Origin of the sequence: Pseudomonas sp. URMO17WK12:I7 (assembly GCF_003269045.1) — a bacterium.
GTDB classification, from domain to species: domain Bacteria; phylum Pseudomonadota; class Gammaproteobacteria; order Pseudomonadales; family Pseudomonadaceae; genus Aquipseudomonas; species Aquipseudomonas putida_J.
The window spans coordinates 114,976-140,733 of the sequence record NZ_QLTL01000004.1 but is presented as its reverse complement, the minus strand read 5'-3'; the positions used below and the strand labels follow the sequence as shown (position 1 = coordinate 140,733).

General features: G+C 63.3%; 25 protein-coding genes. 15 read left to right on the top strand and 10 right to left on the bottom strand.

The features are described 5' to 3' along the window. Positions 1–278: 278 nt before the first annotated feature. Complete coding sequence (locus H040_RS06565; protein WP_027920436.1) at positions 279–716, bottom strand: carboxymuconolactone decarboxylase family protein; 438 nt, start codon at positions 714–716, stop codon at positions 279–281. A 201-nt stretch (positions 717–917) separates the two neighbouring features. Between H040_RS06565 and H040_RS06560 the strand changes: the two genes are divergently transcribed. Then, positions 918–2,114 (top strand): CynX/NimT family MFS transporter, encoded by a 1,197-nt coding sequence (locus H040_RS06560; protein ID WP_027920435.1) that lies wholly within the window; start codon positions 918–920, stop codon positions 2,112–2,114. On the opposite strand, the gene pdxR is transcribed toward H040_RS06560, so the two are convergent. Together pdxR and H040_RS06550 are read right to left on the bottom strand one after the other, a co-directional pair. Then, the gene (gene pdxR / locus H040_RS06555) at positions 2,107–3,540 is read right to left on the bottom strand and encodes a MocR-like pyridoxine biosynthesis transcription factor PdxR (protein WP_027920434.1); all 1,434 of its coding nucleotides are present in this window, start codon (positions 3,538–3,540) and stop codon (positions 2,107–2,109) included. The genes H040_RS06560 and pdxR overlap by 8 nt on opposite strands. A gap of 39 nt (positions 3,541–3,579) precedes the next feature. Further along, positions 3,580–3,918 carry a hypothetical protein gene (locus tag H040_RS06550; protein ID WP_027920433.1) on the bottom strand — a complete coding sequence of 113 codons (339 nt, stop codon included), beginning with the start codon at positions 3,916–3,918 and terminating at the stop codon, positions 3,580–3,582. 171 nt (positions 3,919–4,089) lie between these two features. Here H040_RS06550 and H040_RS06545 point away from each other — a divergent pair, with 171 nt between their 5' ends. After that, entirely contained in the window at positions 4,090–4,668 is a 579-nt protein-coding gene (locus H040_RS06545; RefSeq protein WP_027920432.1) for a flavin reductase family protein, read from the top strand. A 127-nt stretch (positions 4,669–4,795) separates the two neighbouring features. Here the strand turns inward: H040_RS06545 and H040_RS06540 are convergent, their stop codons facing one another. Then, on the bottom strand, positions 4,796–6,220 hold the full coding sequence (locus H040_RS06540) for an aminotransferase-like domain-containing protein (protein WP_027920431.1): 1,425 nt from the start codon (positions 6,218–6,220) through the stop codon (positions 4,796–4,798). A 326-nt stretch (positions 6,221–6,546) separates the two neighbouring features. Here H040_RS06540 and H040_RS06535 point away from each other — a divergent pair, with 326 nt between their 5' ends. After that, entirely contained in the window at positions 6,547–7,959 is a 1,413-nt protein-coding gene (locus H040_RS06535) for an amino acid permease (RefSeq protein WP_027920430.1), read from the top strand. A gap of 3 nt (positions 7,960–7,962) precedes the next feature. Here the strand turns inward: H040_RS06535 and H040_RS06530 are convergent, their stop codons facing one another. Further along, positions 7,963–8,142: a hypothetical protein gene (locus tag H040_RS06530; protein WP_027920429.1), complete on the bottom strand. Its 180-nt coding sequence runs from the start codon at positions 8,140–8,142 to the stop codon at positions 7,963–7,965. A gap of 96 nt (positions 8,143–8,238) precedes the next feature. On the opposite strand from H040_RS06530, the gene tam reads away from it, so the two are divergent. Beyond that, positions 8,239–9,015 (top strand): trans-aconitate 2-methyltransferase, encoded by a 777-nt coding sequence (gene tam / locus H040_RS06525; RefSeq protein ID WP_027920428.1) that lies wholly within the window; start codon positions 8,239–8,241, stop codon positions 9,013–9,015. Here the strand turns inward: tam and H040_RS06520 are convergent. Both H040_RS06520 and H040_RS06515 read right to left on the bottom strand, forming a co-directional pair. Continuing rightward, positions 9,012–9,377: a DUF2784 domain-containing protein gene (locus H040_RS06520; protein WP_027920427.1), complete on the bottom strand. Its 366-nt coding sequence runs from the start codon at positions 9,375–9,377 to the stop codon at positions 9,012–9,014. The genes tam and H040_RS06520 overlap by 4 nt on opposite strands. A 156-nt stretch (positions 9,378–9,533) precedes the next feature. Further along, positions 9,534–10,403 (bottom strand): LysR family transcriptional regulator, encoded by an 870-nt coding sequence (locus H040_RS06515; protein ID WP_060485825.1) that lies wholly within the window; start codon positions 10,401–10,403, stop codon positions 9,534–9,536. Positions 10,404–10,647: 244 nt separating this feature from the next. Between H040_RS06515 and H040_RS06510 the strand changes: the two genes are divergently transcribed. The 5 genes from H040_RS06510 to H040_RS06490 all read left to right on the top strand — a co-directional run bounded on the left by H040_RS06510 (position 10,648) and on the right by H040_RS06490 (position 16,886). Then, positions 10,648–11,964 carry an MFS transporter gene (locus tag H040_RS06510; protein WP_027920426.1) on the top strand — a complete coding sequence of 439 codons (1,317 nt, stop codon included), beginning with the start codon at positions 10,648–10,650 and terminating at the stop codon, positions 11,962–11,964. Positions 11,965–11,978: 14 nt separating this feature from the next. Next, positions 11,979–13,370, top strand: a complete 1,392-nt coding sequence (locus H040_RS06505; RefSeq protein ID WP_027920425.1) for an FAD-dependent oxidoreductase — start codon at positions 11,979–11,981, stop codon at positions 13,368–13,370. Between the two features lie 95 nt (positions 13,371–13,465). Next, on the top strand, positions 13,466–14,176 hold the full coding sequence (locus H040_RS06500) for a YebC/PmpR family DNA-binding transcriptional regulator (protein ID WP_027920424.1): 711 nt from the start codon (positions 13,466–13,468) through the stop codon (positions 14,174–14,176). A 151-nt stretch (positions 14,177–14,327) separates the two neighbouring features. After that, positions 14,328–15,272: a LysR family transcriptional regulator gene (locus H040_RS06495; protein ID WP_027920423.1), complete on the top strand. Its 945-nt coding sequence runs from the start codon at positions 14,328–14,330 to the stop codon at positions 15,270–15,272. Between the two features lie 201 nt (positions 15,273–15,473). Continuing rightward, a complete protein-coding gene (locus H040_RS06490) occupies positions 15,474–16,886 on the top strand; it encodes a DOPA decarboxylase (protein WP_027920422.1) in 1,413 nt (470 codons plus the stop codon). A 118-nt stretch (positions 16,887–17,004) separates the two neighbouring features. Here H040_RS06490 and H040_RS06485 read toward each other — a convergent pair whose 3' ends face one another. Further along, positions 17,005–18,378: an MFS transporter gene (locus tag H040_RS06485; protein ID WP_027920421.1), complete on the bottom strand. Its 1,374-nt coding sequence runs from the start codon at positions 18,376–18,378 to the stop codon at positions 17,005–17,007. A 476-nt stretch (positions 18,379–18,854) separates the two neighbouring features. On the opposite strand from H040_RS06485, the gene quiC reads away from it, so the two are divergent. The 4 genes from quiC to H040_RS06465 all read left to right on the top strand — a co-directional run bounded on the left by quiC (position 18,855) and on the right by H040_RS06465 (position 22,212). Continuing rightward, complete coding sequence (gene quiC / locus H040_RS06480; RefSeq protein ID WP_027920420.1) at positions 18,855–20,762, top strand: 3-dehydroshikimate dehydratase QuiC; 1,908 nt, start codon at positions 18,855–18,857, stop codon at positions 20,760–20,762. 265 nt (positions 20,763–21,027) lie between these two features. After that, the gene (locus H040_RS06475) at positions 21,028–21,519 is read left to right on the top strand and encodes a chalcone isomerase family protein (RefSeq protein WP_050437261.1); all 492 of its coding nucleotides are present in this window, start codon (positions 21,028–21,030) and stop codon (positions 21,517–21,519) included. A 12-nt stretch (positions 21,520–21,531) separates the two neighbouring features. Beyond that, complete coding sequence (locus H040_RS06470) at positions 21,532–22,065, top strand: DUF3833 domain-containing protein (RefSeq protein ID WP_027920418.1); 534 nt, start codon at positions 21,532–21,534, stop codon at positions 22,063–22,065. 9 nt (positions 22,066–22,074) lie between these two features. Then, a complete protein-coding gene (locus tag H040_RS06465) occupies positions 22,075–22,212 on the top strand; it encodes a DUF2256 domain-containing protein (protein ID WP_079230518.1) in 138 nt (45 codons plus the stop codon). 24 nt (positions 22,213–22,236) lie between these two features. Here the strand turns inward: H040_RS06465 and H040_RS06460 are convergent, their stop codons facing one another. After that, positions 22,237–22,485 carry a CsbD family protein gene (locus H040_RS06460; protein WP_027920417.1) on the bottom strand — a complete coding sequence of 83 codons (249 nt, stop codon included), beginning with the start codon at positions 22,483–22,485 and terminating at the stop codon, positions 22,237–22,239. A 190-nt stretch (positions 22,486–22,675) separates the two neighbouring features. Here H040_RS06460 and H040_RS06455 point away from each other — a divergent pair, with 190 nt between their 5' ends. Continuing rightward, positions 22,676–23,305, top strand: a complete 630-nt coding sequence (locus tag H040_RS06455) for a dihydrofolate reductase family protein (RefSeq protein ID WP_256208118.1) — start codon at positions 22,676–22,678, stop codon at positions 23,303–23,305. A gap of 13 nt (positions 23,306–23,318) precedes the next feature. On the opposite strand, the gene H040_RS06450 is transcribed toward H040_RS06455, so the two are convergent. After that, complete coding sequence (locus H040_RS06450; protein WP_085205636.1) at positions 23,319–24,515, bottom strand: OmpA family protein; 1,197 nt, start codon at positions 24,513–24,515, stop codon at positions 23,319–23,321. A gap of 567 nt (positions 24,516–25,082) precedes the next feature. On the opposite strand from H040_RS06450, the gene H040_RS06445 reads away from it, so the two are divergent. Then, positions 25,083–25,754 (top strand): TetR/AcrR family transcriptional regulator, encoded by a 672-nt coding sequence (locus H040_RS06445; RefSeq protein ID WP_027920415.1) that lies wholly within the window; start codon positions 25,083–25,085, stop codon positions 25,752–25,754. Positions 25,755–25,758 lie beyond the last annotated feature (4 nt).

Here is a 25,758-nt window from a genome sequence, read left to right as displayed (position 1 = left end):
AGTTCTGCGTTTGCAGCGCCTGTGAGATCGCGCGCCGCCCACGCGGCGCATCGCGGATGAATCCGCTCCTACATTTGTTGCAACGTGCCAAACCTGTTAGGCCATGGTTGCCAGCCTTTTCGCATGACGTAAGCCCTACAAACAAGGCGGGCAGCGGTGACCTCACAGGTTTGATTGGCCCGAAACAGATGTAGGAGCGGATTCATCCGCGATGCGCCGCGCGGGCGGCGCTCGATCTCACAGGCGCTGAAAACCTTCAATCCCACCCATTCACTCGATCAGGCCGGGACCATGGCAAACCCCACGCCAAAGCGGTTCCAGGCGTTGATGGTGGCGATGGCCAAGGTCAGGTTGGCCACTTCGGCCGGCTCGAAGTGCTGCTGCAGTGCTTCGTATTCCGGCTGCGGGGCGCCACGCTCGGGTAGCCGGGTCAGGCACTCCACCCAGGCCAGCGCGGCACGTTCACGTGGGGTGAAGTAGTTCGTTTCCTGCCAGACGCACAGGGTCTGCAGGCGCGCCTCGGTCTCGCCAGCCTTGCGCGCATCATTGGCATGCATGTTCACGCAATAGGCGCAGCCGTTGATCTGCGAGGCCCGCAGGCGCACCAGCTCCAGCAGTGAATTCTCCAGGCCGCTCTTGGCCAGCGCCTGTTCCAGGCCGACCATGGCTTTGTAGGCTTCCGGCGAGTGTTTGGCCCATTCGATACGGTTGTGCATGGTGTACTCCAGGGGATGCGTTGTGGACATGGCGTTACCTTAACCCCCGCCGTCCACCGCCCCGATAGCCAATCGCGCACTTTGCCGGGAGGCCAATCGGCCCATTAAGGTGGCCACTGACCTGCATCCAATCTCTTCATTTCTACCCTGACTGCCTGGACAGGATAATGACCGGGTCTTGCTTGGGAGTATCGATTCGTGATGAGAGGGGCGTTGAACCTGTTGCTGGTGATCTTGCTGGCATTGAACCTGAGGCCGATCCTGACCAGTATCGGCCCGTTGCTCGAACCAATGCGCGCCAGCACCGGGCTGGGTTACCAGCAGGCGGCGCTGCTGACGGCCCTGCCAGTGCTGTGCATGGGCCTGGTGCCGTTACTGCAACCCTGGCTGCGGCGCTGGATCAGCGAACACGGCGGCATGCTCGGCGGCCTGAGCGCCATTGCCCTGGCCTGCCTGTGGCGGCTGCAACTGGACAGCGCCTGGGCGCTGATCGCCAGCGCAGTGCTGGCCGGCCTTGGTGTGGCAGTGGTGCAGGGCATGATGCCAGGCCTGGTCAATCGCTGGTTCCCCAGCCGCCTGGCCGGGACCATGGGCCTGTACTCGGCGGCGCTGATGAGTGGTGGTGGCCTGGCAGCGGTGCTCGGCCCGTCTATCAGCGGGCACTTCGGCCATTGGCAGGCCGGGCTTGGCGTGTGGGCGATCCCGGCAGTGCTGGCAGTGCTGGCCTGGGCCGCGCTGCGTCCTGGGCAAAACGCACCGAAGCTGGCCGGCGCCACCGGCGGGCACTGGTTTGGCACGCGCCGGGCCTGGTTGCTGGCGCTGTACTTCGGCTTGATCAATGGTGGCTATACCAGCATGGTCGCGTGGCTGCCCGCTTATCACCTGGAGCACGGTGGCACGGCGCAAGGCGGTGGCGACCTGGTGGGCCTGATGACCATCTTTCAGGTCTGCGGCGCGCTGGGCCTGCCGCTGTTGCTGCGCGGGTTTGCCGACCGTCGCCCAGGCTTGTGGCTGGCGCTGTCGATCCAGCTGGTGGGCTTCCTTGGTTTGTTGCTGGCGCCGACCCTGGCCATGGGCCTGTGGGTAGCGATGATCGGCTTTGGCCTGGGCGCTTGCTTCAGCCTGAGCCTGACCTTGACCCTGGAGCACCTCAAGACGCCCGCTGAAGCCGGCAGCCTGGCGGCATTCGTGCAGGGCATCGGCTTCATCATCACCGGCATCATCCCGTACATCACCGGTTGGCTGCGCGATGTCAGCGGCGATTTCCAGGCATCGTGGACGTTGCTGAGCGTCACCGTGCTGGCGATGCTGCTGGTGACCGCCTGTTTCGCCCCGCGCGGCTATGCGGCGGCCATCGCCCGGCCAAGGCAGGGTGGCCACGCGGTGTGGGTCAACTGAGGCGCTGCAAGGTATCGCGGACCCGGTCCAGTGCCGGGTCGATATCCAGCAGCTCGATGGCGCCGAAGCCCAGCAGCAGTCCTGGGCGTACTGGCGCTTCGCTGAAGAACGGCGCCAGTGAATACAGCCCCACTTCCACCTTGCGGGCGAGGTTGGCCAGCATCTCGACGTCCACCCCCGGCCGCGCCAGCGCGCTCAGGTGGAACCCGGCACTGGCCGGCACGGTGCTGAACCAGGGCGCCAGGTCGTCGTCCAGCCGTGCCAGAATGCGCGCGCGGCGGGCGCTGTAGATGTCGTGGCAGCGGCGGATGTGCTTGTTCAGGTGGCCCTCGCCAATGAACCGCGCCAGCGCCCACTGCAGCAAGGTCGGGCTGTGCCAGTCGCTCAGGTGCTTGGCCACGCAGGCGGCGCTGAGCACCGCCGGCGGCAGCACCGCGTAACCCAGGCGCAGTTCCGGCAGCAAGGTCTTGGAGAAGGTCCCGACATACGCCACCAGGCCTTGCCGGTCGAGGCGCTGCAGGGCGTCGGCGGCCGGGCCCTGGTAGCGGAACTCGCAGTCGTAGTCGTCCTCGATGATCAACGCGCCGAGCTCGGCGGCCCGTGCCAGCAGAGCATGGCGGCGGGCTTCGCTCAGCGGCATGCCGAGCGGAAACTGGTGCGAAGGCGTGACGTAGATTAGCCGGGTGCCATCGGCGATCTGAGAAACGCACATCCCTTCATCGTCCACCGGCACGGACTGCAGCTTTGCCCCCAGGGCCAGGAACAGCTGGCGCGCCGGCGGGTAGCCGGGGTCTTCCATGGCCACCTGGCAGCCGGGTTCGACCAGCACCCGGGCGATCAGGTCCAAGGCCTGCTGGGCGCCGTTGCACACCAGCACGTGCGCGGCACTGCAATGGACGCCGCGGGCGTAGGCGATATGGTGGGCAATGGCTTCGCGCAGCTCAGGCAGGCCCTGGGCGGCAAACTGGCGCTCCGGGTGGCGCTGGCTGCGGCGCAGGGCGTAGTTCAGGCAGCTGCGCCACTGGTCGAAGGGGAACTGAGCCTTGGTTGAGGCGCCGCCGACAAAGTCGTAGCGCGAAGGGGCCTCTTGGGTGCGCCGGGCGAGCACCGTGGCGCGTTGCTGCCAGCGCTGCAATGAGGCGGCAGCGGCCAGGGGCACGGTTTGGGATTCATCGCTGCGCAGCGGTTGGCGCGGGGTGATGAAGGTGCCGCGGCCGACCACGCCGCTGAGCAGGTTGTCGTAGGTCAGCCGCGAATAGGCTTCGGCCACGGTCTTGCGCGACACGCCCAGTTGCTCGGCCAGCAGCCGGGTCGGCGGCAGTTGCGTGCCGGCGGCCAGGTGGCCGCTGTCGATGCCGGCGCGTAGCTGCTGATAGAGCTGGTCGGCCAGGCCTTTGCGGCCGTCCAGGCGGATATGCAGTTCCATGATCACTGTCCGAAGCACGAGAGTGCTGAGGATAGCGGATCAGAGCCGAACGGTGCTCACCGTGATGTAGCCCTTGCCGTTGAGGTCAATGCGGATGACCGTTTCATCCGCAGAGGCCTTGCGCTTCTGCTTGATGCACACGCCTTTGACGCCGATGGCGCGCATCCGGTGGCTGATGGCTTGCCCGCGCGGGTTGAAGAAGAGTTCGCTGGCCAGCAGTTCGATGTGCTCGACCAGTTGCCGGGTGCGCTCGTCGGTGGCACAGAAAAACAGCACACCGGAGAGGTGCGGGTCGTCATCCGGGTTGCTGACGTTGTGGGCCAGCAGTTCGCGCAGGGCACTGCGCAGTTCGACGGTGGTGCGGGTTTCTGGGTGCATGCGCAGCCTCCTCTGGGTCGCAGGTTCGATCTTGTTTTCACCGATCCACGGCGACAAGTAGGACGCTTCAGAACAGGCTGTAGGAATTTGCTGATGCTGCGAGGAGGGTGCTTGCGCTGCCTTGATGCGGCACAATTCTTCGACTGATTTCTGTGCTGAGCGAGGACACCGATGAACAGCCACTTCCAAGCCGTCGACCTGCAAAAGGCTTACCGCCTGCTCAACCATGGGCCGACCGTGCTGGTGTCGGCCAGCCACGAAGGTGTGGACAACGTCATGGCCGCTGCCTGGGCCTGCGCGCTGGACTTCGACCCGCCCAAGGTCACTGTGGTGCTGGACAAGATCGCCCGTACCCGGCAGCTGGTCGAGGGCAGCGGCTGGTTCGTGATCCAGGTACCGACCGCCGCCCAGGCGCAACTGACCCATCAGGTGGGAACCCGCAGCCTGTTCGACCAGCCCGACAAGCTGGCCAGCATCGGTGTGGGGCTGGCGCGGGTGGAGGGGTATTCGGCGCCGCTGGTCGAGGGCTGCTCGGCCTGGCTGATGTGCCGGGTGATCGACGAGCCGCATAACCAGAGCACCTATGACCTGTTCATTGGCGAAGTGGTGGCGGCCTGGGCGGATGACCGGGTGTTCCGCGATGGGCATTGGGCTTATGAGAGTGCCGACCCGCAGTGGCGTAGCCTGCACTATGTGGCGGGTGGGCATTTTTATGCGATTGGCGAGCCGGTGGTGGTCCCCCAAGAGTAAGGTCGCCAGTGTCGGCCTCCTTCTTGGGGGCAGTCCATTCCTGTGTGAGATCGAGCGCCGCCCGCGCGCCGCTCGATCTCACAGGCGCTGAAAATACCCAGGCGAACACCACGCCGCACCACTGCCTTTAGATCCCACCCCGCCGCACATGCTTGACCAACACCTTCTCCAACAACTCCCACATCGCCGGGTCCGTACTGAACGCCACATTGAACCGCATCCACCCGGTCGGCTTGGCATCGACCATGAACAACTGCCCAGGCCCGAGCATGATGCCTTTCTCCAGCGCATCGTCCAGTAACGCCGCGCTGTCCGGAATCGCCGGGTGACGGGTCCAGATATACATCCCTTCATCCGATTCGATGAACAGTTCAAAGCCCAATCGATGCAGGTGCCGCCCAACTTCCTGATGTGCCTCGGCCAAGCGCTGGCGCAGGCGCTTGAGGTGCTTGCGCCAGCGCCCGTCGATGATCGCGGCATACACCACCCGTTCCATCACCTGCGAAGTGGTAAGCCCCGAGCGCATCTTCAGGTGCAGTAGCTTCTGCGAAAGCTCCGGGTTGGCCAGCAAGTAGCCGACCCGCACGTTGGGCGAGATGCTCTTCGAATAGCTGCCCACGTATACCACTTGCTGCAGGTGGTCGAGGCTGGCCAGGCACGGCTGCGGCTCGGCGACCATATCGGCGTACAGGTTGTTTTCCACCAGGCGCAAACCGTGCTGGCTGGCCAGCTGCAACAGGCGGTGCAGCTGCGGCAGCGGCGTGCGTGAGCAGGTCGGGCTGTGCAGGTGTGGCTGGGTGAAAAACGCGGTAGGGCGGTGGTGCGCCAGCAGTTGCTCAAGGTGGTTGAGGTCATAGCCATTCGGGGTGCGTGGCACGCCGATCAGCGTTGCGCCCTGGGTGCGCAGGATGCTCATCAGGTTCGGGTAGCCGGGGTCGTCCACCAGTACAACATCACCGGGGCGTACCAAGGTACGTACGGCAAGGTCCAGCGCCTGGCTGGCGCCGTGGGTAAGCATGAGCTGTGCCGGATTGCAGACGATCGACAGCTCCTGCTGCAGGTTCTGCGCGGTCAGCGCACGCAGTTCCGGCAGGCCCATCGGGTCGCCGTAGCCAGACAGTTCCAGCGGGCTGCCAGCAACCTGGCGCAGGCCGCGGCGCAGGCCTTCTTCGTACATCCAGTCGTTGGGCAGCCAGCCGCAGCCCGGCTTGAACGGCAGCTGGCGGGTCTCGAAGATCTGCTGCAGGTACCATTCGGAGTTGAACGATGGTCGACTGGCGTCGGCCTCGGCGGTATGAGTGTCCAGCAATTCGGCCACCGCACGGTTGACGAAGAACCCCGCATTCCCCTTGCTCACCAACAGCCCCTGAGCCACCAGGCGGTCGTACGCCTCGACCACGGTGAAGGTGCTCACCGAATAGGTCGCCGCGAAGGCGCGGATCGACGGGACCTTGGCGCCTGGCTTGAGGGTCTGGTTGTCGATCAGCTCGCGCAGGCCGTCGATGATCTGGTTGACCAACGGCGTGGAGGAGTCTGGATGTAGTTCGAACATTCGGGGCCTTCAAAGGTGCTGAGCGCCAAGCGCCAGCGGGGTGTATTGCATCGGCGGCCTGTACAGTGCAGTGCGAGATTCATGCCACTGTGCATGGCTCTATACGTCGGACATTTTTACATTAGGTGTCAGATATCGCCACATAAAGCATGTTCAGTTCGCCTCAGGTGCCAACCTGGGGCGCGTCAGCAGGCCGCCACGGAAGGCCTGCGTGTGTTTTGCGCACACCATCCTGCCCGCATTAGCACTGATGTACAGGTGAAACCGAGAGCCATCGGGGTTTCACAGTTTTCCTTGGATAAAAAGAAGCACGGGGTACACAACTGATGGACGCAACATCCACAACCACCACCGCGAAAAGCGGGCACGAGAGCAAGCTCAGTGCCTCGCTCAAGTCGCGCCACCTGACGATGATGTCGATCGCCGGGGTGATCGGCGGCGCCTTGTTCGTCGGTTCCGGCAGCGTGATCCACAGCGCCGGCCCGGCCGCAGTCCTGGCGTACCTCGCCGGCGGCATCCTGGTGGTCCTGATCATGCGCATGCTGGGTGAAATGGCGACTTCCTCGCCCGACACCGGCTCGTTCTCCACCTACGCCGACCGCGCGATCGGCCGCTGGGCCGGTTTCACCATCGGCTGGCTGTACTGGTGGTACTGGGTCATCCTGATGGCCTGGGAAGCCTATGTGGCGGGCAAGATCCTGCATGGCTTCTTCCCCGACGTGAGCGTCAACGTGTTCGTGCTGGCCACGACCCTGCTGCTGATCACCGTCAACTTCTTCAACGTCAAGCACTACGGTGAGTTCGAATTCTGGTTCGCGCTGATCAAGGTGATTGCGATCATCTGCTTCCTGATCGTGTGCGGCGCTGCCGTGATGAACATCTGGCAGTTCGGTGAAGTGCGTGGCATGAGCCACCTGACCGCCGAAGGCTTCATGCCCAACGGCATCACCACGGTCATCGGTGCGCTGCTGGGTGTGATGTTTGCCTTCCTCGGCGCCGAAATCGTTACCATCGCTGCTTCCGAAGCCAAGGACCCGGCCACCCAGATCGTCAAGGCCACCAACTCGGTGGTATGGCGTGTGTGCCTGTTCTACGTCGGTTCGATCTTCCTGATCGTCTGCCTGGTACCGTGGAACGACCCGCAGCTGGGTGTTTCCGGCTATGGTGCCTACCGCCGTACCCTGGAGCTGCTGGGCGTGCCGCACGCCGAGCTGCTGATGAACTTCGTGGTGCTGACTTCGGTGAGCAGCTGCCTGATCTCTGGCCACTACACCGCTTCGCGCATGCTGTTCTCCCTGGCCCAGCGTGGCGACGCGCCGTCGTTCTTCAAGATCACCCGCGCCGGCACCGGTGTACCGGTATTTGCGATCATCGGCTCCTGCGCCGTGGCCGTGGTTTGCGCGCTGATCAACTTCAGCGAAACCCTGCGCCCGAAAGACGTGCTGGAAACCCTGATGAACACCACCGGCATGATCGCCCTGCTGGTGTACCTGGTGATCGCCTTCTCGCAGCTGCGCATGCGCCGCAAGCTGATTGCCGAAGGCAAGGAAGTGCGCCTGCAGATGTGGCTGTTCCCATGGCTGACCTACCTGGTGATCGGCTTCATCATCGCCGCGCTGGTGACCATGGCCTTCATGCCTGACTACCAGATCCTGGTGATCTCCACCGGCATCGCTGCGGCCCTCGTGGTGGCGATGGGTGTGATCCACCAGATCCGCTCTGGCAAGCAGCAGCACTAAGCGTCACTTGCTGTTTGAAACGGCCGGCTCCCTTGGGGACCCGGCCGTTTCGCGTTGTTGGGCCTGGGGTTTTTCCGCGGGCATGTGGAATGGCTGGTTCATCCAGGGGGAACCAAGCAGGGCGGCGGCGGCGATCAGGGCCAGGATGGCGAGGGCCAGGGATATCTTCATCGGCATGCGCATGCAGGAACTGACCTGAAGCATAGGCTGACAGTTCAGGTTCATGGGCGGCGGTACATGGCTTATGCTCACACCATTGCCCGCCAAAAGGAGCCTTCCATGGCCTGGTCCGCCACCCAGTATTCCCTGTTTGAAGATGAACGCACCCGCGCCGTGCGCGACTTGCTGGCCGCCGTGCCGCCCCGCCCGGTGCGCCATGCCACCGACCTGGGTTGCGGCCCGGGCAACTCCACCGAAGTGCTGCTGCAGCGTTGCCCGGATGCCCAGGTGACAGCGCTGGACAGCGACAAGGACATGATCGACAAGGCCCGCGAGCGCAAGCGCCTGCACATCCCGCGGGTGCGCTGCGAAATCGCCGACATCAGCGCCTGGTCCGCCCCCGAACCCCAGGACCTGATTCTGGCCAACGCCTCGTTGCAATGGGTGCCCGACCACGGCTCGCTGTACCCGCACCTGGTGCGCCAGCTGAGCGAAGGCGGCAGCCTCGCGGTGCAGACCCCGGACAACCTCGACGAGCCTGCGCACCGCCAGCTTCGCGAGATCGCCGGCCGAGGCCGCTGGGCCGACAAGTTCGCCGATTTCAGCTTGCCGCCCCGGCATAACGCGGGGTTCTACTACGACTTGCTCAGCCCGCAGTGCACGCGGGTGGATGTGTGGCGCACCACCTATCACCACCCGCTGGCCGGTGGCGCCGAGGCGGTGGTGGAGTGGTTCAAGGGGTCGGCGCTGCGGCCCTATCTGGCGAAGCTGGATGAAGACGAGCAGGCGGACTTCCTGCAGATGTACCTGCAGGCCATGCAGCATGACTACCCGGCAGCCACCGACGGCAACGTGTTGCTGCCGTTCCCGCGGCTGTTCGTGGTCGCGACCCGTTAAGGTCGGCGCCAATGCCGGATCACGTAGCCGTAGATGGCCAGGTTGAGCAGCAGCACGCCGCCGCCCAGCAGCAGCTGGATCTGCGGCGTCAGGCCGGCGGGGTAGATCAGCGGCCAGATGTAATGATCGACGAAGCCGCCGTGGTAGCCTGCGTCGCCGGCCGCCAGGCGCAGGCGGTTTTCCCAGTCGGTGAGCGGGCATCCCAGGTGCAGGCCTTCCACCGCCAGGCCCCAGGCCAGGGCAGGGAGGTGCAGGAACAGGGCGGGGCGCCACCTGAGCACCAGCAGGCCGCCGAACAGGACCAGCAGGATGAAAGCCAGGTGCAGCAGGACCAGGGCGTCGGCGGCTATTCGGTAGAGCATGGTGGAAAAGGCTGCAATTGAGGTATTCCCAGCATAGTTGGGTTGCCTGTGCCGGCCTCTTCGCGGCTCAAGCCGCTCCCACAGGTACTGCATAGGTTGTGAAACCAGTGCGGTACCTGTGGGAGCGGCTTTAGCCGCGAAAGGGCCGGTACAGCCCTACAACCCTTCCTGAACCATCTGCAGGAAGGTCGCCACCACCCGCCGTGAACGCTGTTCACTCAGGCACACCAAGGTCTCGGTCAGATGCCGCTGGCAATCGACAATCGGCAATGCACACACCCGTGCATCTGCGCCAAACTCGGCTGCCGACACCACCCCCACGCCAATCCCCACCACCACGGCCTCGCGCGCTGCCTCGCGCCCTTCCACCTGGATCGCCGGGCGAATGCGCAAGCCTGCGCGCTGCATCTCTTCTTCCAGCGTCTGCCGCGTCACCGACCCCGGCTCGCGCAGCACCAGTGGCGTGTCGTCCAGGTCCGCCAGGTTGATCGAGCCGCGGCTGGCCCACGGGTGGTTGTGCGAGACGAACGCCACCATCGGGTCGCGGCGCAGCGGCACGCAGTACAGCCGTTCGTCATCGACATCGCGCCCGAGCAACGCCAGGTCGGCCTGGTAGCTGAACAGCCGTGAAAGCGACTCATCGGTGTTGCCCGTTTCGACCTTGACCTGGATGCCCGGGTAGCGTTGGCAGAAGCGGGCGATCTGCGGCAGCACGTGCACCGGCGCATCCACCGCCAGTACCAGGCTGCCGGTGTGCAGGGCACGTGAATCCTGCAGCAGGTCATGGGCCTCGGCCTCGCAGGCGAACAGGCGCTGGCTGATACCCAGCAGGCGCTCGCCCAGGTCGGTCAATTGCACCGAGCGCTTGTTGCGGTGGAACAGCAGCACGCCGAAGCGCTCCTCGAGCTTGCGCACCTGGTCGGACACCGCCGGCTGGGTCAGAAACAGTTTTTGCGCCGCGCGGGTGAAGCTGCCATGCACGGCTACCGCATGGAACGCCTTGAGTTGAGCGTGGGAAACCGACATGCCGACTCCAGTAACAAGCTGAACTTATGTGTGAAATACGATAAATCGATTTTATTTATCAGTCAGCAACTGTTTCCATACGTTTCAACCCGAGGCCGCCGCCATGAGCAGCGGCCGGGCCATGGCCCGCACACCGGTGCCATCTGACCAGATGACGAGCCTTCGTCATGCAGTGCGCAACACAACAACAAGACAGGCGTTTTTTAACAATCTGCCGGCACACTTGAGCAAGAGGTCAGAGTCAATGAATCAGTCACTAGCCGCGATGAAACGCTGGCGCATCCAGATTTTTGCTATCACCTGGCTGGCTTACGCCGCCTTCTACTTCACCCGCAAGGCCTTCTCGGTGGCCAAGCTCGGCATCGGTGAAGACCCGACATTCATGCTCGACAAGGCCGCGATGGCCAACCTCGACGCCATCTACCTGGCCGCCTACGCCGTGGGCCAATTCACCTGGGGCATGCTTGCCGACCGTTTCGGCCCGCGCGTGGTGGTGCTGGGCGGCTTGCTGATCTCGGCGGTGGCCGCGGTGGTGATGGGCAGTTACGCGACCTTCCCGATCTTCGCCACCTGCATGCTGATCCAGGGCCTGGCGCAATCCACCGGCTGGGCCGGGCTGTGCAAGAACATCGGCAGCTTCTTCCCGGCCTCGCAGCGCGGGCGAGTGCTGGGGCTGTGGAGTTCGTGCTACGCCTTCGGCGGCCTGGTCGCTTCGCCGTTCGCCGGCTGGTGGGCGTATACCCTGGTAGGCACCTGGCATGCCGCGTTCTTCTCCAGTGCTGCGGTGGTGGCCGGTGTGGCCGTGCTGTTCTTCTTCCTGCAGCGTAACAAGCCGGAAGACGTCGGCCTGCCGGCGGTCGAACCAGAGCCGCAGAGCATGGCTCCGGGTGGCAACCTGTGCAGCGTATGGGCGCCGCTGCGCGAGATCCTGCGCAACCGCACCGTGCTGACCCTGGGCCTGGCCTACTTCCTGTTGAAACCTGCGCGCTACGCCATCCTGCTGTGGGGCCCGGTGATCGTCTTCGAGCAGATGCCTTCGGTCGGCAAGGTGGGCGCGGCGATCATCCCCACCGCTTTTGAACTGGCGGGGCTGCTCGGCCCGATCATCATCGGCCTGGCTTCGGACAAGCTGTTCGGCGCCCGGCGCATGCCGGCCTGTGTGATCAGCCTGGTGCTGCTGACCGTGACCCTGGCAGCGTTCATGGCGGCCATGCACACCGGTAGCATCGTGATGGTGGTGGCCTTGCTGTTTGTCATGGGCCTGACCCTGTACGGGCCGGACTCGATGATCAGCGGCGCGGCGGCGATCGATTTCGGCACGGCCAAGGCCGGCGCCACCGCCGCGGGCTTCGTCAACGGCTGCGGCTCGGTGGGCGCGGTGCTCGGCGGCTTGCTGCCGGGCTATTTCGACAGCGTCACGGTGTTCATCGTGTTCGCCGGTTGCGCGCTGTTCTCGGCCCTTGTGCTGCTGCCGCACTGGAACAGCCGCCCGGCCGGTACGCCCCAGGCCAATGACGTGGCACCCAATACCAGCATGGCGATCAAGCCACTGCGTACCTGAAGGAAAGCGAGCGAATGAGACCCTTTTGGCTGCAACAGGCCCTGGAATCGGAGCAGGACGCGGTGTGCCCGCCCCTTGAAGGCGATGCCCGCTGCGATGTGTGCATCGTCGGCGGGGGCTACACCGGCTTGTGGACCGCGCTGATGCTCAAAGAGGCGGTGCCGGCGCTGGACGTGGTGCTGATCGAGGCCGACATCTGCGGCGCCGGTGCCAGTGGCCGCAATGGCGGGTGTGCATTGTCGTGGTCGGCCAAGTACTTCACCCTCGAACGCCTGTTCGGGGTGGCTGAGGCGGTGCGCCTGGTGCGTGAGTCGGAGCGCAGCATCGGGGCCATCGGTGCGTTCTGTGCGGCCAATGGCATCGATTGCGACTACCGCCTGGACGGCACCTTGTACACAGCCACCAACCAGGCTCAGGTCGGTGGCACCGATGCGGTGATTGCGGCGCTGCAGCAGAAGGGGATCAATTCGTTCGAGCGCCTGCCACTGGACCAGGTCCAGCAGCTGGCTGGTTCGGCGCGGCACCTGGAGGGCTGGTTCTCGCCAGCCGCCGCCACCGTGCAGCCGGGCAAGCTGGTGCGCGGTTTGCGCCGGGTCGCCCTGCAGCGCGGGGTGCGCATCTATGAAGGCACGGCCATGACCGGCCTGGAACACGGCGCCCCGGCCCAGGTGCGTACCGCCGGCGGTACGATTCGCGCCGACCGCGTGGTGCTCGGCCTCAATGCCTGGATGGCGCGGGCCTTCCCGCAGTTCGAGCGCAGCGTGGCGATTGTCTCCAGTGACATGGTGATCACCGAACCTTGCCCCGAACTGCTGCGCGAGATCGGCTTGAACACCGGGGTCAGCGTGCTCGACTCACGGATTTTCGTCCACTACTACCACAACACCAGTGATGGCCGGCTGATGCTTGGCAAGGGCGGCAACACCTTCGCCTATGGCGGGCGCATGCTGCCTGTGTTCGACCAGCCATCGCCGTACCGGCCGCTGCTGCGCGAAAGCCTCGGTGAATTCTTCCCGGCGTTGGCCCAGGTCCCGCTCGCGGCCAGCTGGAACGGCCCGTCGGACCGCTCGGTGACCGGGTTGCCGTTCTTCGGCAAGCTGGATGGGCAGGGCAATGTGTTCTATGGCTTCGGTTATTCCGGCAGCGGGGTCGGGCCGTGCCACATGGGCGGGCAGATCCTGTCGTCGCTGGCGCTGGGCCTGGACAACCCGTGGACCCGTTCGCCTCTGGTCAAGGGGCCGCTGGGGCTGTTCCCGCCCGAGCCTATCCGCTACCTCGGCTCGCTGATGGTGCGCAACGCCATCCGTCGCAAGGAGCACGCCGAAGACCGTGGCGTTCGGCCGCGCCGGCTGGATGTGCGCCTGGCGCGTTTCGCGGCGGCGGCGGGCAAGGCTGACAAAGCATGAGATTTCTTGTCGATCCACTGCCCGAGGGCGTATAAACTGCTCCCACTTTTGGCCGGTCGCTTCCTGAACCGGCCGCTGAAACAAAGAGAGTCGACATGGGCGCACAGTGGAAAGCCAAACATAGAGAAACAGCTGCCAACGCCAAGGGCAAGATCATGGGCAAGCTGGCCAAGGAAATTCAGATCGCGGCCAAGTCCGGCGCCGATCCGGACATGAACCCGCGCCTGCGCCTGGCCATCGTCCAGGCCAAGAAAGCGTCGATGACCCGTGAGACCCTTGAGCGTGCGATCAAGAAAGGCGCAGGCCTGGACGGCGAGGCGGTGCAGTACCATGCCGTCAGCTACGAGGGCTTCGCCCCGCACCAGGTGCCACTGATCGTCGAGTGCCTGACCGACAACGTCAACCGCACCGTGGCCCAGATCCGCGTGCTGTTCCGCAAGGGCCAGCTGGGCGCCAGCGGCTCGGTGACCTGGGACTTCAACCACGTCGGCCTGATCGAAGCCACTCCGGAAGGCGATGCCGACCCGGAAATGGCCGCCATCGAAGCCGGTGCCCAGGACTTCGAGGAAGGTGAAGAAGAGGGTTCGACCCTGTTCATCACCGATACCACCGACCTGGATGCCGTGCAGAAGGCGCTGCCGGACCATGGCTTCACTGTCACTTCGGCAAAGATCGGCTACACCCCGAAAAACCCGGTGAGCGCGGCCAGCCTGAGTGCTGAAGCGCTGGCCGAGGTTGAGGCGTTCCTCGAAGCGATCGACGAGAACGATGACGTGCAGAACGTCTACGTTGGCCTGACCGCTTAATCGCTGGGGCCGCTTTGCGGCCCTTTCGCGACGCAAGGCCGCTCCGACAGGTGCAGCGCCGCTGTCAAATGTGGCGCGCTGTCCTGTAGACGCGGCCTTGTGTCGCGACACGAGGGCGAAGCCCTCGCCAGCAATCCGGAGCCGAACACCGATGAACCCCACCTTCGCCTCCCTCAGCCTCGCCCACCTGCGCACCCTCGACTGCCTCCTGCAGCTCAAGAACCTCAGCCACGCCGCCGACCGCCTGGGCGTCAGCCAATCGGCCCTGAGCCGCCAGCTGGCCCATCTGCGTGAAGCCTTCGACGACCCGCTGCTGGTACGCCAAGGCCGCGGCTATGTGCTCAGCGAACACGCCGAGGCGCTGGTCGAGCCCCTGCGCCAGGTGCTCGAAGAGCTCCAGGCTCTGCGCCAACCCGCCACCTTCGACCCGGCCCGCTGCGAGCGGCGCTTTTGCCTGGCCGCCTCCGACTACGTGGCCGAGCACATGCTGCCGCTGCTGGTGGCTGCGCTGGAGCAGGAAGCGCCGGGGGTGTCCATCGACTACCGCACCTGGCAGGCCGGGCAGTACGCCTTGCTGGCCAGCGGCGAGATCGACCTGGCCACCACCTTGTTCGACGAATCGCCGCCCAACCTGCATGGTCGCCTGCTCGGTGAAGACCGCGCAGTGTGCCTGATGCGCCGGGATCATCCGTTGACCGCTCTGCAGGTGCTTGGGCAGGACGATTACCTGGCCTATAAGCACGTGCGCATTTCCGGCGGTGGCGACAAGGACAGCTTCATCGATCGCCACCTGCGCGCCCAGGGTTTGCAGCGGCGGATCAGCCTGGAAGTGCCGTTCTTCTCGGCCACCGTGCAGGTGCTCGGCAATAGTCAGGCGCTGGCCACCGTGCCCGAGCACATCGCCCGGCAGCTGTGCCGCCTGCATGGGCTGGCGTGGCGGCCGTTGGGGTTTGTCGAGCATACCCAGCGCTATTGGGTGGTGTGGCATCAGCGCTTGCAGGCTTCGGCCGAGCACCGCTGGTTGCGTAACCGGGTGTTCGAGCTGTGGCGCCAGTCGCAGTTCGGTGTGCAGGGCGCCGTTGCGCAATTGCCATAGCAGGTATGCGCAAAGCGGGGTTATCTGCCTGGGCGCAGGCGCCTAGACTGGGGGCATTGTGTGGTCTGCGCCGGCCTCTTCGCGGGTAAACCCGCTCCCACAGGTGTTCCACTGCTCTGAAGACCTGTGGTGATCCTGTGGGAGCGGGTTTACCCGCGAAAAGGCCGGCGCAGACAGAAGATAAGCCACAGGAGAGCGCGTGTGACCCCAGAACAATTCCGCCAGTACGGCCACCAGCTGATCGACCTGATCGCCGACTACCGCCAATCCGTCGGTGAGCGCCCGGTCATGGCCCAGGTCGAGCCGGGCTACCTCAAGGCCCAGTTGCCACAAGGCGCCCCACAGCAGGGCGAGCCGTTCGAAGCCATCCTTGAAGACGTCAATCGACTGGTCATGCCTGGCCTGTCGCACTGGCAGCACCCGGACTTCTACGGCTACTTCCCGTCCAACGGCACCCTGTCGTCGGTGCTCGGCGACTTCCTCAGCACCGGCCTCGGTGTGCTGGGCCTGTCGTGGCAATCCAGCCCGGCGCTGAGCGAGCTGGAGGAAACCACCCTTGACTGGCTGCGCCAGCTGCTCGGCCTGTCGGCCCAGTGGAGCGGGGTGATCCAGGACACCGCATCCACCAGCACCCTGGTGGCGCTGATCAGTGCCCGTGAGCGCGCCACCGACTATGCACTGGTACGTGGCGGCCTGCAGGCCGAGGCCAAGCCGCTGATCGTCTATGTCAGTGCCCATGCCCACAGCTCGGTGGACAAGGCCGCACTGCTGGCCGGTTTCGGTCGCGCCAACATCCGCCTGATCGCCACCGACGAGCAGTTCGCCATGCGCCCGGAGGCGCTGCAGGCTGCCATCGAACAGGACCTGGCAGCCGGCAACCAGCCGTGTGCCGTGGTCGCCACCACGGGCACCACGACCACCACCGCCCTCGACCCGCTGCGCCCGATCGGCGAAATCGCCCAGGCCAACGGGCTGTGGCTGCATGTCGACTCGGCCATGGCCGGCTCGGCGATGATCCTGCCGGAATGCCGCTGGATGTGGGATGGCATCGAGCTGGCCGACTCGGTGGTAGTCAATGCGCACAAGTGGCTGGGTGTGGCGTTCGATTGTTCGATTTACTACGTGCGCGATCCACAGCACCTGATCCGGGTGATGAGCACCAACCCGAGTTATTTGCAATCGGCGGTGGATGGTGAGGTGAAGAACCTGCGGGATTGGGGGATTCCACTGGGGCGGCGGTTCCGTGCGTTGAAGTTGTGGTTCATGTTGCGCAGCGAAGGGGTCGAGGCGTTGCAGCAGCGCCTGCGGCGGGACCTGGAGAATGCGCGCTGGCTGGCGCAACAGGTGGAAGCGGCGGCGGAGTGGGAAGTGCTGGCGCCGGTGCAGTTGCAGACGTTGTGCATTCGCCATCGGCCGGTGGGGGTGGAAGGGGAGGCGCTGGATGCGCATACCAAGGCTTGGGCTGAGCGGTTGAATGCGTCCGGGGTGGCGTATGTGACGCCGGCGACGCTGGAAGGGCGGTGGATGGTGCGGGTTTCGGTGGGGGCCTTGCCGACCGAGCGGGAGCATCTGGAGAAGCTTTGGCGGAACCTGCAGGAAGTGGTTGCAGGCTGATATCGCTGAGGCTGCCTTGCAGCCCATTCGCGGGCAAGCCCGCTTCCACAGGCCTGTGATATCCCTGTGGGAGCGGGCTTGCCCGCGAATGGGCCGCAAGGCGGCCCATTGCGATTTATCAGTGGCTCACAGCCTGAAAGCTACCCTTGCGGCTGGCCTCAAAGGCATCTTTGTCCATCGGCTTGGCGTCTGGATTACCCAGGTCTTCCATCGCCATGCGGTGGGTCTCCGGCGCAATGTAGGCCGCCAGTGCACACACGCAGGTGATGAAGAACGCCAGGCCACCGATCACCAGCGGAATGTTGTCCGAGCCCGGTGGCGCCACCAGGGCGAACAGCGCCGGCAGCATGGCAGTCAGCATGGTGCCGATGTTCTGTGCGATGGCCATGGCCGATACGCGATAGCGGGTGTGGAACAGCTCTGGATAGAAGCTTGGGAACACCGCGTTGTAGCCCTGGTAGACCATGCCCCACATCACGATCGACGCGGCGAAGGCCATCGGCACGTTCTGGATGCTGATCGCATACAGGTAGACGAACGCCAGCAGGCCAGAGCCCAGGCAGCCAGCGATCATGGTCGGGCGGCGGCCGATCTTGTCGGACAGGTTGCCCACGAACGGAATCACCAGCACCGCGACGATGTTGCCCACCACCGGAATCCACAGGTACACGCTCTTGTCGAAGCCGATGCCATAGGCCGGCTGCACCGCGTAGGCCGCGCCGAAGATGGTGGCGACCACCGGGATGACGTTCATCAGGGCCATGAACATCACCAGCACCATGTGCTTCCAGCTGTGGCGGAAGGCTTCGCTGATCGGCGACTTGGCAACCTTGTCCTGTTTCTCTTCCTTCACGAACGCCGGGGTTTCGTGCACTTCCTTACGGATGATGAAGCCTGCGACCAGCACGAAGGCGCTCATCAGGAACGGAATGCGCCAGCCCCAGTCGTTGAAGGCTTCGCTGGGCATGAAGTAAGCCAGTGGCAGGAACACCGCCGCCGCCAGCACCTGGCCGGCCTGCACACCCTGCAGGGTGAAGCTGGCGTAGTAGCCACGCCGGCCGAACGGGGCATGTTCCATGATCATCGAACTGGCCCCGGAGATTTCGCCGGCCACGGCAAAGCCTTGGACCAGGCGCAGCACCACTAGCAAGGCCGGGGCCAGCAGGCCGATGTCGTGGTAGGTCGGCAGCAGGCCGACGGCCATGGTCGACAGGCCCATCAGGAACATGCACAGCAGCAGCACGTTCTTGCGCCCGCGGGTGTCACCCCAATGGCCAAGCACAAAGGCCCCGACCGGGCGCGCCAGGTAGCCCACACCATAGGTAGCCAGCGAGGCGATGATGGCCATTTTCGGGTCGGTGTTGGGGAAGAAGATCTGCGGGAAGATCAGCGCCGCAGCCTGGGCATAGATGAAGAAATCGTAGTATTCGAGTGCCGAGCCAATCCATCCGCTGGCGGTCGCTTTCTTGGCTTGAGAGCTTGAGTGGGCCATCGTTGTCTCCGTTGTTCTTGTAGGTCGCCGCACGGCTGGCGTCGCCAAGGGCGGCCAGAGGGGTGCGATCGCTTGTCGGGAGTAGGGCGTGCGTTATAGCGCGAGCGATCGCAGGCGGTGTCTGCAAAGGGAGGACGAACGAGCAGGTGCGGATCGCAAGGCGATGGAGGTGTGCATAGGTCGGTACCCGGTTTATTGAACTTATTATGTTGTGACGTTGGGCGTGTCTGCGCAGGTGTGCCGAGCGACCGTCGGGGCAGAAGAGGGCGGTCGGTGTGCCTGCGTCTGGGTTCATGTTTGCTTAGGGTTGGCAGCGAATCAATTCGCCAAAATCGGTTTTGTGCGGTAATCGAACGCAAAACTAACCATTCCGTACAAACAGATTGCCGGGCAGACTGTACCTGCGAATAATCAACAGTGCCAGGAACCCCGTGGGGTTTCGGCCCGTCGTCCGTCCAATAACAAGGAACTCCTCCATGCAGCGTTCGATAGCCACCGTGTCCTTGAGCGGCACCCTGCCGGAAAAGCTCGAAGCCATCGCCGCCGCCGGTTTCGACGGCGTCGAGATCTTCGAGAACGACCTGTTGTACTACGCCGGCAGCCCGCGTGAAGTGCGGCAGATGTGCGCCGACCTTGGCATTGCCATCACCCTGTTTCAGCCGTTTCGTGATTTCGAGGGTTGCCGCCGCGACCGCCTGCAGAAGAACATCGACCGCGCCGAGCGCAAGTTCGACCTGATGCAAGAGCTGGGCACCGACCTGGTGCTGGTGTGCAGCAACGTCCAGGCCGATGCCCTGGGTGATGAACAGATCCTGGTGGATGACCTGCGCCTGCTCGGCGAGCACGCCGGCAAACGCGGCCTGCGCATCGGCTACGAAGCCTTGGCCTGGGGCCGCCACGTCAATACCTACCAGCAAGTGTGGAACCTGGTGCGCCAGGCCGACCACCCGGCGCTGGGGGTGATTCTCGACAGCTTCCACACCCTGTCGCTCAAAGGCGATCCGGCGGCGATCCGCGACATCCCCGGCGACAAGATCTTCTTCGTGCAGATGGCCGACGCGCCAATCCTGAACATGGATGTGCTGGAGTGGAGCCGCCACTTCCGTAACTTCCCGGGCCAGGGCGAAATGGACCTGGCCGGCTTCCTTGCGCCGATCCTCGCCACCGGCTACCGCGGCCCGCTGTCGCTGGAAATCTTCAATGACGGCTTCCGCGCCGCGCCGCCACGGCAGAATGCCGCCGACGGCCTGCGCTCGTTGCTGTACCTCGAAGAGCAGACCCGCCTGCGCCTGGAGCAGGAAGGTACTGCCATTGAGCCGGGCGTGCTGTTCACTCCGCCGGCTGCCAGCGCCTATGACGGCGTGGAATTCCTCGAATTCGCCGTCGACGAGGCCGTCGGCGCGCGCCTGGGCAGCTGGCTCAAGCGCCTGGGCTTTGCCGAAGCCGGCAAGCACCGCAGCAAGGACGTGCGCCTGCTGCGCCAGAACGACATCAACATCGTGCTCAATGCCGAGCCGTACTCTTTCGGCCACAACTTCTTCGAGGCCCACGGCCCGTCGCTGTGCGCCACCGCCCTGCGGGTGAAGGACGAGCATGCTGCGCTGCAGCGTGCCACCGACTTCCGTGGCCAGCCATTCCGTGGCCTGGTCGGCCCCAACGAATGCGAAGTGCCGGCCGTGCGCGCGCCCGACGGCAGCCTGATCTACCTGGTGGAACAGGGCAAGGAGGGGCCGTCGCTGTACGACACCGACTTCCGCCTGGACCCGGCCGCCAATGCCAGCGGCGGTCTGCAGCGTATCGATCACATGGCCCTGGCGCTGCCAGCAGAGTCGCTGGACAGCTGGGTGCTGTTCTACAAGAGCCTGTTCGACTTTGCCGCCGACGACGAGGTGGTGCTGCCCGACCCGTACGGCCTGGTCAAGAGCCGCGCCTTGCGCAGCCAGTGCGGCAGCCTGCGCCTGCCGCTGAACATCTCGGAGAACCGCAACACCGCCATTGCCCATGCGCTGTCCAGCTATCGCGGTTCGGGTGTGCACCACATCGCCTTCGATTGCGCAGACATCTTCAGCGAAGTGGCGCGGGCGAAGGAGTCCGGCGTGCCTTTGCTGGAGATCCCGCTGAACTACTACGATGACCTCGCGGCGCGCTTCGATTTCAACGACGAGTTCCTCAGCGAACTTGCGTACTACAACGTGCTGTACGACCGTGACGCCCAAGGTGGCGAGCTGTTCCACGTGTATACCGAGCCGTTCGAAGAGCGCTTCTTCTTCGAGATCATCCAGCGCAAGGGTGGCTATGCCGGGTATGGTGCGGCGAACGTCGCGGTGCGCCTGGCGGCGATGGCCAAGCGGCGTAGCGGGGCGGTGCGCAAGCCGGTCTTGTGATCATCGGTTGAGTTGCCTGTTCCCCCATCCTGTGGGAGCGCGCTTGCCCGCGAAAAAGGCGAGTCGGTGCAGGGCACCGGCTTCGCCGGTGTTCGCGGGCAAGTCGGATCGCCGCACCGCCGCTCCCACAGGGGTAGTGCCGGGCCTTAGAAAAAAACCTCAAAAAGCTATACATAAAACTATCCTTGTATAGAAATCGCTTCCTGGTGCAGCGCCCGTGGCACTCAGACCGTCGGCCATCAACCCACTCGCGTTGGTCATTCTGATGATCCTGGCTCAGCCCGCCTCTGCAGACTGGCGTTCATCCCTGCCTGCCGCGCAACTGTCCGGCAGCGGCGATTTCACCTGGTTCGGCCTTCGTCTCTACACCGCCCGCCTGTGGCGCGCGGGTGCTGCCTGGACCTGGAACGAGCCGTTCGCTCTCGAGTTGACCTACCACCGGGCGCTTTCCCGGAACACCTTGGTACAGGCCAGCATCGAAGAAATGCAACGGCTGGCGAAGCCACCATTGGCCAGCGATACCGTCGAGCGATGGGCGGCCACCCTGACTGAAGCCTTCGTGGATGTGCGTCCCGGCACACGCATCACCGGGCTGTATCTTCCCGGCTACGGTTGCCGCTTCTATGTCGATGGCCAGCTCAGCCAGGAAGTAACCGACCCGGTCCTGGCCCGTGCGTTCTTTGCCATCTGGCTGGACCCCCGGTCCCGCGATGCGCAGCTGCGCGAGCGTCTGTTGGGGGTTGCCGCAAACGAGTGAGGAGGGCGAAGTATGTACAAGGCGTTGCTTGTGGTCGCCTGCCTGCTGCTGGGCAGTTGCAAGGTGGGTGTCGAGCACTATGCCCAGGAGCAGCCGCGCCTGGATCTGGTTGCGTTCTTTTCGCAGCCGGTTCAAGCCTGGGGCATTTTCCAGAAGCGCTCGGGCGAAGTGGTCAAGCGCTTCCAGGTGCGCATCGACAGCCGCCGTGAAGGCGAGCGGTTGATCCTTGACGAGCACTTCCTGTACAGCGATGGCACGCGCCAGCAGCGCACCTGGACGCTGACCCCCGACGGCCCGAACCGCTGGCGCGGCACCGCTGGTGACGTGATTGGCGAGGCAACTGGCGTGGTGGCGGGTAATGCCCTGCAGTGGCGGTATCAGCTGGACCTGCCGGTCGATGGCCGGCACTGGACCATGGACATGGATGACTGGATGTACCTGATGGACGAAGACACCCTGGTCAACCGCACCCGGATGAGCAAACTGGGCGTTGAGGTCGGGCAGATCAGCTTGTTCTTCCGCCGTATGCCATCAGGCACACATTGACACACGAAGATGAACAAGCCTGTGCCAAGCAAGATCTGCCCCGTCTGTGGCCTGCCGTTCAGCTGGCGCAAGCGCTGGGCGCGGTGCTGGGACCAGGTGCGCTACTGTTCTGAACGTTGCCGTCGATCAAGCAAGCGCAGTGTCTGAGGCCCCAGCGCCTTGCGCTGGTAATCAGCGCCGCAACAGGCGGCTGACAACCAGCGCAAGCCCTGCTGCCACGGCAAGCGACGTCAGCGGTTTCTCCCTTACAAAAGCCGAAACGTTATCCAGTGCATCACCATAGCTTTTAGTGAGCTGGCCCGATGCCTGGCGCGCATCCCCCTCAGCTTCCAGTGCCGGGTCTTCCAGCCACTTGCCAGCTGCGCTCTGCGCTTTGCCGGCTACTTTCTCTGCTACACCTTCGATCTGTTCACGTTTCATGATTGATCAAACCTTCCTGTAAATGGCATTGGGCTTATCGCACAGGATTAGGGGGCTAAGGCTGTGGCTTAGTTCCATGGCGCAACAGCCCGATTGGCAATTACACGTCATCGGGGCTCAAGTCCTGGTCATCTATGCGTGTGTGCCATGTAGTCAGATGACGTGAACCCTTCGAAGCGAGAGGGCAATCATGAGCAAGGTATTCGTCAACATCGGCCTGACCCTTGATGGCTACATGGCCCCGGAAGGCATGGATATGGCGCACTGGGACAGCCCCGAGTACAAGCACTGGGGCGCCAGGTGGGGGGAGTTGATGAGCTGGATCCTCAAGCAGCAGTACTTCCGCGAGAACCTGATGTTCGCCTCGGGCGGCGAAACCGGCCCGGTCAACGATAGGCTCCGCCATACCATGGAGCGTACCGGTGCCGCCATCATGGGCAAACGCATGTTCGACCAGGGTGAGCGCAGTTGGCCGGAAGAAGCTCCGTTCCATTGCCCGGTATACGTGCTCACCCACGAAAAGCGCGAACCCTGGGTGCGCCCAGGCGGCACGACGTTCCATTTCTGCAACGATGGGCCAGCGCAAGCCCTCGCCAAGGCGAAGGAAGTTGCAGGCGGGCGCGATATCCGCATCTCCGGCGGCGCGGACGTAATACAGCAGTACTTGCGCATGGATGCCATCGATGAACTGGAAATTGCCCTGGCACCGGTGCTGTTTGGCAGTGGCAGGCGCTTGTCGAGAACCTGCACGAACCCGTGGCTAAAGTTGAGGTCGACAAGATATTCCATACGCAAGACGCTACACACTTGCGCGACGTGAGACGTCAAAACTTTCATCGCAGGCGTACGGCGTAATGCGCAACCGTTGCCATGTACAGCGCATAGTCCGTGGCTTGGAACAGTGTATCTGCCAAAAAATAATTCCGGGACTCGGGGGAAGGCTGATTCTTCAGCAGCAACCTCACAGATGCGCTTCTGTCTGGCGCCAGGCAGTCGCGAAGCGACTCACCAGATTTCTGCCCGAAGCAAGAAAAGTACTCATGCTTAATGCCAGCGCCTATCACACTCACATATTCGGAGCCTGCTGCAGAGGGAAGCAGGCGGGCGATATACTCTGCCCGCCGTTGAGAAAGATCTCGGTTGGAGTCGTTCCGGGAATTGACAGGCATCGCATCGGCGTGGCCAGTCACTGATACCTTGTGAATGGCTAAATCGGAAGCACTTACCCTAGCACTCAGACTTTTTGTTTCAGCATCACCCAGCCGGCTGGGGGTGGAGAAGTAGGAGTCAAAGTCAATGCTCGCCTCAACAGGCAGGCAGCCTTCAAGGGTTCGTGACTGGCCAGCTTCAATGACCCAGATACCTTCAGATTTCAGTTCAAAACGGAATGTTTCGTTTCCGGACTTACGGCGTACCGTTATTGCGACCAAGCTTCGACTGCCGACGCCGTGCCATAGAAGGTTGACGTTATGAATGATATGCGCTTTGTCATTTTCCAGGTTGCAGTCAAGAATCGGAAGTGCGAATGCCTCTGCAGCGGACTTGAGTGCGTGATAGTTTTGGTCGTCCAGCACGAGTGAGACATGTTTGCGGCTCAGGCCCATCTTTGCGATCGAGCCTTCAATGAACAGGTTAGTGAGTGCGTGCCCAAGTAGAGCAGGTAGTAATATACCTACCAGAACGAGAAATAGTCGAAAGACGTTTTGAGGGCGAAGCCCCATAATTTTCGCCGTTCGGGAGGAAACGGTTTGGGTTTCAGCAGATTGCAAGCGCTGGGTGGATTGATTGGTTTCTGCGGAGGGTCTGCCTACTACAAAGAGAGCTAACGTCAGGGACAAACCTGAAAAAATACCTGCAATCAAGATATGGAGCCAAGCATAAGCGTCCTTCAGAAGTATGCTGACGGCGATGGCTGCAAGAATTTGGAGTAGCAATATAAATACGCCAAGACAGCCATTCAGTGCTCTTTCTTTTATGCTCGAGATGCCATGTATCTGCTTGCAGAAAGGGTAGAGGATGTAGTACATCATGCAAAGGCTCATGAGTACCCAATAGCTATAAAAAATGCCAAAAAAAGTGGCGGCAAATACGAAGACTAGTGTGTCTCCAATTGTAAGTCCGGTCGGAAAAAATTGTATATTAAATAAGCAATAAAATGTGACTACAATTATTCCGAGCCCTATGATTGCCCGTTCATTGAATGGAAGGAGTTGCGTGAATTTATTTAAGGTTCTTAACATTTAAACAGGCTTTCCTTGACATGCAGGTGAGTTGAAGCGGCCAAGCTTCTTCAACCCCTGTTAGGCTCCACAGTGGGGTGGCACTTTAGCATGACGGCGTTGATAGGCACCGGAAAGTAGAGATGTGCACGGGCTCTGGACGCGCGGCAGCCCCTGACTATGTTGTACGTCCGATGCACGCTTTTGCTGCTACCCGTACGAACCGTTTGTATTCAGGTAATGTGCCGGGTCAGGATTTACCTGAACAGCCCCGCAACCAGCATTTCAATTGCCCCCTTAGCCAAAGCGCCGCTTCCCTGCATCCCCCCACTCACGGATAATCCCTACCCAATTCCAATAATCACCCCGTGAGCCCCCATGACCGACCCCGTAGCCCCCCTCAGCCCGCCTGAACCCTCGGCTACGCGCCAACCGCGCAAGAACAACCCCGAGAAAACCCGCGAGGACATCCTCCAGGCCGCCATCAACGAGTTCGTCCAGCAGGGCCTGGCGGGCGCGCGCGTGGACGCCATCGCCGAGCGCACGGCCACTTCCAAGCGCATGATCTACTACTACTTCGGCAGCAAGGAGCAGCTGTACGTCGAGTGCCTGGTCAAGCTCTACGGCGATATCCGCAAGACCGAGCAGAGCCTGGACCTGGAGTCGCTGCCGGCCGAGCAGGCGATTCGCCGGTTGGCCGAGTTCACCTTCGACCACCACGACCGCAACGTCGATTTCGTGCGCATGGTCTGCACCGAGAACATCCACTACGGCGAATACGTCAAGAAGTCCCCGGCCATCCGCGAGATGAGCAGCCTGGTGCTGCAGGCGTTGAGCAGCACCCTGGAGCGTGGCGTGAAAGCGGGCGTGTTCCGCCCAGGCATCGAGGTCATCGACCTGCACATGCTGATGAGTTCGTTCTGCTTCTATCGGGTGTCCAACCGCCACACCTTCGGCGACATCTTCCAGATCGACCTGGCCGACGAGCAGGTCAAGCAGCGCCACCGGCAGATGATCTGCGACGTGGTACTGAGCTACATCCGCGCCTGACTTT